This window comes from Streptomyces sp. B15 (assembly GCF_018070605.1).
GTDB classification, from domain to species: Bacteria; Actinomycetota; Actinomycetes; order Streptomycetales; family Streptomycetaceae; genus Streptomyces; species Streptomyces smyrnaeus.
In genome coordinates this window covers 1-9562 of record NZ_JAGPXJ010000154.1, presented here as the reverse complement: position 1 = coordinate 9562, position 9562 = coordinate 1, and the positions used below count along the sequence as shown (strand labels likewise).

The window sequence follows — 9562 nt, the reverse complement described above, 5'->3', positions numbered from 1 at the left end:
ATCTCGGCGGCGATCCGGCCCTCCGCCCGGTCGACGGGGACGTCCTTTATCGCGCCGAAATACGCGTCCCGCGGCAGACACGCCAGCTCCATCCGCAGGTCGGAGGGGGCGCGCAGCCGGACCGGAGGCGCCTTGGGTATCTCGTCGGCCCGCGCCGTCAGCTCCCGCAGGGCGTCCAGGAGCCGTCCGGTGGTCTCCCGGTCGTCGGCGTGGGTGAGCTGGGTGTTGATTCTGCGGTGGTCGCTGATGTGGACGTCGAGGTGCCGGTGCTCACGGAGCCAGTCGGCGGCCTGGTAGCCGTTGAGCGGTAGCTCGTCCAGGTCGATGACGACGGGCAGCGGGTCCAGATCCGCTGCCTTGCCCTCACCGACGAAGTCGGCCCGGTCGTTGACGTGCAGCCCGTCCATGGCCTCCACCCGCTGCCGCACCTCGGCCGCGAGGCCGAGCGCGTGCGAGAGCAGGTGGTGGCCGTGCTGCACCATCTGGCGGCGCCAGCCGTCCAGACCGGCGTAGAGCAGCACATTGGGGCTGGTGGTGCCCAGCAGGTCGGCGCGCTGGGCGAGCAGCAGCGGGTCGATGTGGTCGCCCTGCAGATGGAAGACGGAGCCCTGCTCGAAGCCGCTGCCCATCTTGTGGATGCTGGTCACGCAGACGTCGGCGCCCGCGTCCATCGCCCAGGTGGGCAGGTCGGGGTGGAAGGGCAGATGGGCACCCCACGCCTCGTCCACGATGAGCGGCCGCCCGTGGCGGTGGCAGACCTCCGCGACGGTGTGCAGATCCGCGCAGGTGCCGTACGGGGTGGGGCTGGTGACCAGGGCGCCGCGCGCGTCGGGGTGCTCCGCGAAGGCGGCCTCGAACGCGGCGGCCGAGGGGGCGTGCGCCAGCAGCCGTTCCTCGTCCCACTGCGGCTCCACCCAGACCGGGTGGATGCCCGACAGCAGCAGCCCGGAGATCACCGACTTGTGGGCGTCCCTGCCGACCAGCAGCTTCTCGTGCGGCCCGGCAACCGCCAGCATGGCGGCCTTCACGGACAGCGAGCTGCCGCAGGTGGAGAAGAAGGTGTGCTCGGCGTGGACGGCCTCCGCCATCAGCTGTTCGGCCTTGACCAGCACGGCACCGCGGGTGCGTCGGTCGTCCAGCCCGCCGGAGGCCAGGACGTCGCCGTGGAAGACGGCGTCGCCCAGCACCCCGCGCACCCGGGGGTCGGCGCCACGCGCCTGCTTGTGTCCCGGCGGGGTGAACGGCAGCTCCCCCGCCGCCTGGTATCGGGCCAGTGCCTCCAGCACTGGTGCGGTGTTGTGGTCCATGCGTCCCCGGGTGCCCTCTCGGACCGAAGAGAACCGGAGAGGGCTTGCCCTGCGCCTCCTGCGTACGCGCCGCATGGGGCTGCGCTTCGTGAGGGGCGCTGCACTCCGTAGCGGAGGCGGTGTACGGCTAGCGGCGTTCACGCGGCGTCTCGCGGACGACGTCCTCGGGCCGCTTGTCGTCCCGCAGGCCCAGAAAGCGGGGGTGCCGCAGCATGCCGTCGCGGGTCCACTCGGTGAAGCCGATCTGCGCCACGAGCCGGGGCTCCACCCAGTGCGCGCCGTGCTCGCGGACCGGGTCGGCGAACGGACAGCGGCGGACCTCCAGCTCGTCCAGCCCGCGGCGCAGGGTCACCAGCGTGCCGCGGTCGTAGCCGGTGCCGACCTTGCCCGCGTAGCGCAGCGCGCCCTCCTCGTAGTAGCCGAGCAGCAGTGCCCCGAAGCCCACTCGGCTTCCGGCTGGTTCGGTGAAGCCCCCGATGACGAGTTCCTGGCCGCCCGCGCACTTGAGCTTGAGCCAGTCGGAGGAGCGGCGCGGCTGGTAGCGCCCGTCGGCGCGCTTGGCGATCAGCCCCTCCCAGCCGTGCCGGCACGCCTCGTCCAGCAGTTGCGGGCCGCCCTCGTTGCGGTGGGTGGTGAAGCGCAGGGGGGCGTGGAAGTCCAGTGCCCTGCGCAGCAGCGACTTGCGGGTGCGCAGCGGGAGCCGGGTCAGGTCCATGCCGTCGAGCCGCAGCAGGTCGAACACGTAGTAGGTGATGGCAACCCCGCTGGCTCTGGCCTGCCGTTCGGTGCTCAGCTGCATACGCTGCTGAAGGCGGGCGAAGTCGGTGCGACCGTGCGCGAAGGCGACGATCTCGCCGTCCACGGTGAAGTCGGCGCGGCTCTGTGCGGCCAGTGCGTCGGCGATCTCGGGGTACGTCGCCTCGACGCGCCGGCCCGACCGGGACAGCAGCCGTGCGCTCCCGTCCTCGCGTACCGCGAGCACTCGCACACCGTCGAGTTTGCGTTCGAATATCCAGCCGCTTGCCGGGAAGTCCCGTCTGCCGGTCAGCTCGGCGCGCATGGGCTTCTCCGCCAGCGCCGCACCCGGCGGCGCCCGGCGCAGCAGCGCGCGCTGGTCGGCGGGAAGGGTGTCGAGCAGATCGCTCATGACCGCCCGCCCTCGCGGGTCCACTCCTCCGTCGCCTCCTGTGCGACCTGTTTGAGCGTCCGGTCGCTGCGGGCCGAGCGGACGCGCCATGGATCAGGGGTGCCGCGGGAGGAGGCGTGGCTGTCGTTCTTCTTGACCAGCAGCCATGCCTCCCGTTCGCCGTCCTCCCCGCTGCGGAAGCGGGAGAGCGCCCAGTCGCCGCGCAGCTTGCCGCCGTGCATCCGGAAGGAGATGTGTCCCTTGTCCAGCGCCTTGCCGAAGTCACGGGAGAGCGGTTCGTAGGTGCCTTCGTCCCACACGATGACCGGCCCGGCGCCGTACTCCCCCTCCGGGATGACGCCCTCGAAGGTGCGGTACTCAAGGGGGTGGTCCTCGACCGGCATGGCCAGCCGCTTGTCGTGCGGATCCGTCGAGGGCCCCTTGGGTACCGACCACGACTTGAGCACGCCGTCCCACTCCAGCCGGAAGTCGAAGTGCAGGCTCGTCGCATCGTGGATCTGCACCACGTAGTGCGGCTCCTCGTCCCGCTCCGTGCGCTTGCCCTTGGGCTCAGCGGTCCGGTCGAAACGCCGCTTGCCGCGATACGCCTTCAGCGCGTCGTCGTCGCCACTCACGCCTCGTCCTCACGTTCCGTGCCGCGTCCTGTCCGCCTGGTTCCGTCCGCCCGCGTAACGCGCGGAAACTCGCGCTGCTCGCGCGCTCTCGCACCTCCCGCGTTCCCACTGTCCCGCGGAACACACGGGCTCGCAGTGGGAGCCCGTGGACCGCCACCGCCCCGGTCCGAGGTCGCCGGCCGGCGCACGGGGGCGGGTGGACGCCGTCGACACCGCTCGGGGCGCCATTACCGAATGCTTGAGCCATATACGTTTCGTCGGTACAGCAGACCGGAGTACACGAGCGGCGGCAGCGCCGCTGAGCCGAACGAGCGGCGTACCCAATCCCGCGGCGCGTCAGTTGACTTCATCGGAGGCGCGCGCACCGTACCGGCCCGCCTCCGCCACCGGAGACGAGGAGGGCCGCATGACGTCGACACCCCGTACGCCTGCCACCACCACCGCACCCGCGTCCGCGCCGTCGGCCCGCCGGGCGCCCGCCACCGCGGCACCGCTCCCCCAGGACGAACTCGCCGCCTACCTCGCCGCTCACCCCGCCCCGGCCGCCGCGGTGGACGCGGTGATCCGCGACGAGCGGGGCCGCATCCTGGTCGTCGACCCGGTCTACAAGGCCGGCTGGGACCTGCCCGGCGGCATGGTCGACGACGAGGGCCTGGTCGACGCGCTCGTACGGGAGCTCCGCGAGGAGCTGCGGCCGGCCGCGCTGCGGGTCGGCCGCCTGCTGGCCGTCGACAACGTACCGGCCACCGTGTACGGCAGGGCGCTGACCGCCTGCGTCTACGCCGTCCGGCTGCCGTACCCGGTGACCGTGGGGGACCTGCGGCTCCAGCCCGACGAACTGCGCGCCGCCGAGTTCCTGCCCCAGGACGAGGCGCTGCGCCGGCTCCCGGAACGGCTGCGCCGCCGCACGGCCGCCGCCCTCGGCGCCGAGCGCGGCGCTCATACGGCGCACCTGCTGGACGGCCACCCGGCGCCCCTCGACGACCGGGACCGCCGCGCGCTGCTGCCCAGCCCCGCCGTCGCCGCCGCCGCGCTGGTCACGGACGGTACGGGCCGGGTACTGGTACGGGACGCCGGAGCAGCCGGGGACACCTGGGACGCCTGGGACACCCGAGAGGAGGGGGCCACCTGTCGGCTGCCGGGCACCCTGGTGTCCGCCGCCGAAACCCCCGCGGAGGGCGCGGCCCGGGCCCTGGAGACCCAGCTGGGGCGGGCGGCGGGCGTCTCGGTCGGCCGGCTGCTGGCCGTCGACAGCACACGGTGCCCGGCGGGCGGCCGGACGCTGATCACCCACCTCTTCGAGGCCCACGTCGCCCTCCCCGAACACCCCGCCGCCACCCGTCTGCTCCCGGCGGACGACGCCCTGCGCGCCCTCCCACCCCACGAAGCCCGCCTGCTGCGCAGCACCCCCGGCCGGACCCCTGGTGCCCAGGGGTCTACGGAAGAGTGAGAAGTGAGAAGAGTGAACGAGTGGGCCGTAACGAGCCCGAGGGTGGGCAGGATGAGACGGTGACTTCTCAAACCCGCGCGATGTCGTTCAACGCGGCGGCAGATCGTTATGCCGCGTACCGGCCGTCCTATCCGTCCGAACTCTTCGGCGCCCTGGCGGAGCTGGCCGGATTTCCGCTGGCAGGGGCCCGGGTCGCCGATGTCGGAGCCGGCACGGGCATATCCACCGCCCAGTTGCTGGAGCGCGGCGCCGAGGTGATCGCCGTGGAGCCGGGCGCGGGCATGGCCGCATGGTTCCGAAAGAGCCTGCCGGACGCCCCGTTGATCCGCGGGGACGCCAACGCACTGCCACTGGCGGACAGCAGCCGCGACCTGATCACCTACGCGCAGTCCTGGCACTGGACCGACACCGCGCGTTCGGTTCCCGAAGCGCTGCGGGTGTTGCGTCCGGGCGGCTCGCTCGCCATCTGGTGGAACATCACCGCCCTGGACGTGCCGTGGATCGCCGAGCAGACGGAGCGCATCACGCGCCACACCGGCGCCACCTCTCCCTCCCTGTCCCCCATCGACGACCCCGACGCGGTACGAAGAGCGGGGCTCGACGGGCTCCGCATCGCCCGCCGCCATGTGCGGTGGAGCCGTACCGTGCCGCTCGACACCCATCTGGGCAATCTCGCCAGCCATTCCGGGTTCCTCGTCATGGACGAGGAGGAGACCCGGGAGTTCCTGGACGCCGAACGCGTCCGGCTGCGCGCGCTCTTCCCCGACGAGCGGATTGCGGAGACATATGTGGTCGACCTGTGGGTGGCGGGCGACGCCGAGGGCGGTCCGGCGCAGGCCGGGCACCCGACGCGCTAGCCGAGCGCCGAGCGGACCAGCCCCACCAATTCCGCTGTGCGCTCGTTGACGAAGAAGTGGTCGCCGGGCACGGGCCGGAATGTGAAGGGTCCGCTGGTCAACTCGCCCCACGCCCGCATGGAGCCGGGCGGGAACGTGGTGTCGGCCAGCCCGGCGAGCGCGGTCACCGGGCAGCTCAACAGCGGCTCGGCCGACGGCACCTCCGGCCCGGGGCCTGACCAGGGACGGTAGGTCTCGGCCAGGGTGAAGTCGGCGCGCAGCCCGACCCGCGCCAGCTCGACCGCCGCCGGATCGTCGAACAGTTCGACGGGCACCTGCCCGTAGAGCCCCAGCGTGGTCAGGAAGGCCGCGCGCGGCAGATCGTGGACCGGTTCCCGGCCCAGCGGCAGTTGGGGCGGGCGCTGCGCCGCGACCGTCAGACCCAGCGGCACCTGCCCGGTGGCCTCCAGCCGGCGCGCGGCCTCGAAGGCGACCAGCGCGCCGAGGCTGTGGCCGAAGAGCGCGTAGCCGTCCGCGCCGCCCACCTGCTGCCGCAGCTGCGGCAGCAGGTGGGCCATCAGACCGTCCATGGTGGTGTGCGGCGGCTCCGTCGCCCTGCCCTCCCGGCCGGGGAGCTGAACCGGGACCACCTCGATCTCGGGTGCGAGCAGCCGCTGCCAGGGGCGGTAGGCGGAGGCGCCCTGTCCGGCGCAGGGGAAGCACAGCAGGCGCACCCGCGCCCGTCCCCCGGGCTCGGGCGGTGCCGGTGGCGGGAAGGGGAACCAGGGGCTGGTGCTGTGCGCCGGGGTGGTGGTGCTCATGCGGTGATGATCCCTGCGATGGCTCGTACGGTGGGGTTCTCGATGAGGGTCGCGATGGGCAGATCGGTGTCGAACTCCCGGCGCACCCGGGCGGCGAGCTGCACGCCGACGAGCGAGTTGCCGCCGAGTGCGAAGAAGTCGTCGTCCATCCCGATGTCGTCGATGCCCAGCGCCTCGGACCACAGCCGCGCCAGCCGCCGGTGGGTGTCGGCCGGTGCCGCGCCGTTCTCCCGCTCCGGCTCGCGGGCGGCGGATCCCGGCGGCCGGGTGCCCTCGGCGGTGGCGGCCGCCGGGAGGGCGGCCGGCTGCCCCGCGTCCGCGATCACGTCCTGGGTGAGCGCTTCGACGGCGCGCAACCGCCGCCCCATGCCCTCGGGGATGACGACGACCTGGGGTCCGACGCGGTCGCCAAGAATGTGCCAGAGCGCCTGGATGCCCTCCTCGGGGCGGATCGCGAACTCACCGCCGAGGCCCTGTGCGGCGGACCGTCCGCCGGGGTCGGGGAGAGTGCCGGTGCTGTCCGCGGGGTGCGCGGCGGCGGTGATGCCGCGCCGGAACTCCTCGGGGTCCCGGACCCGCACCGTGTAGCCGGTCACATCCACGACCTCGCGGCCCTCGTCGTCGGTGAGGGTCAGATCGAAGGTCACCATGTTCCGGTGCGTGCTGCGCCGCCGCGAGTACACCTGGACCGTCGCCGGCAGCGGGCCCCGCACCGTGATGCTGCTGATGGAGAACGGCAGATAGCTCTGCCCCGTCGGACCGAGCTCCGGCAGATAGACGGAGTTGGAGGTCGCCGCGTCGAACAGCGCCGGATGGAGCGGATGGTCGGCCAGTTCGGCGAGATACGGTGCCGGCATCTCGATCTGGGCCAGCGTCGAGGAGTCGTCACGCCGCAGCTCCGCCAGGTTCGACCAGCGCGGCCCGAAGTCGACCAGGCCGAGCTCCGGGTAGTAGGACTCGGTGTCCGGCTTGACGACGGGAAAGCACTCCCGCAGCACATCCAGGTCGTGCACCTGCGCCTTGGCCTTGGGCGCGCTGCGGATCAGCCCCGTCGCATGCTGCGTCCACTCCCCCTCCTCCTCGGTGCGGCTGGCGACGGTGAAGTGGTAGCCGCCGCTCTCGGGGACGAGGGAGGTCCGCAGTGTGGTGCGGCCGTGGAGTGCGAGAACGGAGAGGAAGGTGACGTCGGTCAGCACCAGCCGGTCGTCCGCAGCCGGATCGTCCAGCAGCGCGTCCGCACCTGCCGCGCGGGCCATCTCCAGATAGCCCGTCGCGGGCCACACCGGCGTGTCGGCCACCCGGTGTTCGCGGGAGACCCAGTGCGTCTCACCGTCCAGCACGAGGCGGTAGGTGATGCTGCCGTCGGCGTTGTCGCTGCGCTCACCGAGGAGGGGCCCGTCGACCGTGCCCGTTGCGTGTCCGGCGTCGTGGGAGCCGTCGGCGTCGTGGGAGCCGTCGGCGTCGCGGGCGCCGTCGGTGTCGCGGACGTCACCGGTGTCGTGGGCGCCGTCGGGGCGTGGGTGGTCGACTGCTCCGTGCCCGTTCGACATGGCGAGGGAGGCCACGTCCACCGCCGGGTTGCCGGTCTGCAGGGCGCGGAAGGCGGCCGGGGCGAGGGCGTCCGCCTTGGCCGCCATGCCGACCTCGGCCCAGGCGTCCCAGTTGACGGAGACGGTGAAGCCAGGGCCCTCCACCGCGCGGGCGTGCGCATAAGCGTCCATGAAGGCGTTGGCCGACGCGTAGTCGGTCTGGCCGAGGTTTCCGGCGACGGAGGTGATGGAGGAGAAGAGCACCATCAGCTCCACCCGCTCCCCCAGCAGCCGGTCCAGTACCAGCGTGCCCGCCACCTTGGCCGCCATCACCCGCTCGGCTTCCGCCCGGGTCTTGAGCGCCAGCAGGCCGCCGCCCGGGACGCCTGCGGTGTGGAAGACCCCGTCGAACGCGCCGAACTGCCGCTCCCCGCGCTCCACCACGGCCCGCATCGCGGCCTCGTCCGCCACATCCGCGCGGCACACCAGCACATCGGCGCCGTACTCCTCGATCCGGCGCAGCCGCCGTACCGTCTCGCGCACGGAGTCGTCGGCGCCTCCGGCCGCGGTGTCCGTAGCCGCGGCGTCGGCGACCGCGGTGTCGGCGCCTCGCGCCGGGTCGCCGGTGAGCAGCCGGTCCCACTCCTCCCGCTCGGGGAACGGCGTGCGGGCGGTCAGTACGAGGCGGGCGCGTACGGCCTTGGCCAGGCCCTCGGCCACCGCCAGCCCGATGCCGCCGAGGCCACCGGTGATCAGATAGGTGCCGCGCTCGCGCAGCGGTCCCGCGGCTCCCTTGACCCGCGGCTCGGGGACCTGGCCGTAGCCGAGCAACCAGCGTCTGCGGCCCCGCATCGCGACCCAGCGGTCACCGCAGGCGGCGAACGGCGGGGCGGGCTGCCCGGCCCTGGCCAGCTCCTCCCACAGCCCCTGCTCGAAGCGGTCCTCGGCCACGTCCAGGCAGCGGACAGTGATCTCCGGCAGCTCCTTGGCCATCACGTCGCACACCCCGGTCACCGCGGCCCGCGCGGGGGCGACCGGTTCGGCACCGGAGACGGCGCGCAGCCGGGAGCCGACCACGTCCCAGCGCATTCCGGACACCGAGGCCGAGCCGCGGTCGGCGAACGCCTGGGCGAGGTGCAGCACGCTGAAGAAGCCGAGGTCCAGCCATCCGCCGACGTCGTCGGGACCGTACTTCGCGGTCGGGGGCGACTGCCCACCGAAGACAGCGGGCGGGCCCCACAACCAGCCGTGCAGGACCCGTGCGGGCAACAGACCGTCGGCGGTCAGGGAGTCGGCGAGTGCGTCGTAGTCCTCCCGGACGCCGGGGCGCAGTACATAGCGGCTGCCCGTGAGCCGTTCGAACCGTTCGCCCGGTTCGGCGGTCACCACCTGGGCGCCGGCGTGTCGCAGCCGGTTGACGATGCCGTCCAGGCCCTCGCCCCTGCGGAAGACCAGCCAGGTGCCGGTCGGCGAGCCGGTGCCGGGAGGCGGGGCGGGGTCCTCGCGCCATTCGGGACGGAAGAGCGCCCGTTCGATGGGCCGCCGTCCCTCGTCGGGCTGCGGCGGCTGCTCCTCGGGGGCGGAGGCCGCAGGCTGCTCGACAGGGTCGAGCCAGTGGACCGTGCGCTGGAAGGGGTAGGTGGGCAGCGGCACCCGACGCCAGTTCTCGCCCCGGTAACCGGCCCAGTCGACATCGGCGCCGGCAGCCCATAGGTCGGCCACGGCCCGGGCCAGGCAGCGCGGGCCGTCGTCGGCGCCCTGCGGCAGCGGCATCGTCGGCACCACGGTACGGTCCCGGCTGCCGGAGGCGACCGCCTGGGCGCGGGTCAGCCCGGTGAGCACCTGGCCGGGACCGTAC

General features: G+C 73.3%; 7 protein-coding genes. 2 read left to right on the top strand and 5 right to left on the bottom strand.

Annotated features, from left to right (window positions below; genetic code table 11):
* From KBY19_RS34660 to KBY19_RS34650, 3 genes are all read right to left on the bottom strand, one after another.
* The coding region (locus tag KBY19_RS34660) for an aminotransferase class I/II-fold pyridoxal phosphate-dependent enzyme (RefSeq protein WP_210967424.1) at positions 1–1307 on the bottom strand (1307 nt) is incomplete at its 3' end.
* Positions 1308–1434: 127 nt separating this feature from the next.
* Complete coding sequence (gene ligD / locus KBY19_RS34655; protein WP_185018673.1) at positions 1435–2454, bottom strand: non-homologous end-joining DNA ligase; 1020 nt, start codon at positions 2452–2454, stop codon at positions 1435–1437.
* Positions 2451–3068 (bottom strand): DNA polymerase ligase N-terminal domain-containing protein, encoded by a 618-nt coding sequence (locus tag KBY19_RS34650; protein ID WP_099885510.1) that lies wholly within the window; start codon positions 3066–3068, stop codon positions 2451–2453. Before KBY19_RS34650 ends, ligD begins: the two co-directional genes overlap by 4 nt.
* A 406-nt stretch (positions 3069–3474) precedes the next feature.
* On the opposite strand from KBY19_RS34650, the gene KBY19_RS34645 reads away from it, so the two are divergent.
* Together KBY19_RS34645 and KBY19_RS34640 are read left to right on the top strand one after the other, a co-directional pair.
* Entirely contained in the window at positions 3475–4518 is a 1044-nt protein-coding gene (locus KBY19_RS34645) for an NUDIX domain-containing protein (RefSeq protein ID WP_099885509.1), read from the top strand.
* A gap of 59 nt (positions 4519–4577) precedes the next feature.
* Entirely contained in the window at positions 4578–5375 is a 798-nt protein-coding gene (locus KBY19_RS34640; RefSeq protein ID WP_099886941.1) for a class I SAM-dependent methyltransferase, read from the top strand.
* On the opposite strand, the gene KBY19_RS34635 is transcribed toward KBY19_RS34640, so the two are convergent.
* Both KBY19_RS34635 and KBY19_RS34630 read right to left on the bottom strand, forming a co-directional pair.
* Entirely contained in the window at positions 5372–6175 is an 804-nt protein-coding gene (locus tag KBY19_RS34635) for a thioesterase II family protein (RefSeq protein ID WP_210967423.1), read from the bottom strand. The genes KBY19_RS34640 and KBY19_RS34635 overlap by 4 nt on opposite strands.
* Positions 6172–9562: SDR family NAD(P)-dependent oxidoreductase (locus tag KBY19_RS34630; RefSeq protein ID WP_210967422.1), on the bottom strand; the 3391-nt coding region annotated here is incomplete at its 5' end. The genes KBY19_RS34630 and KBY19_RS34635, both read right to left, overlap by 4 nt.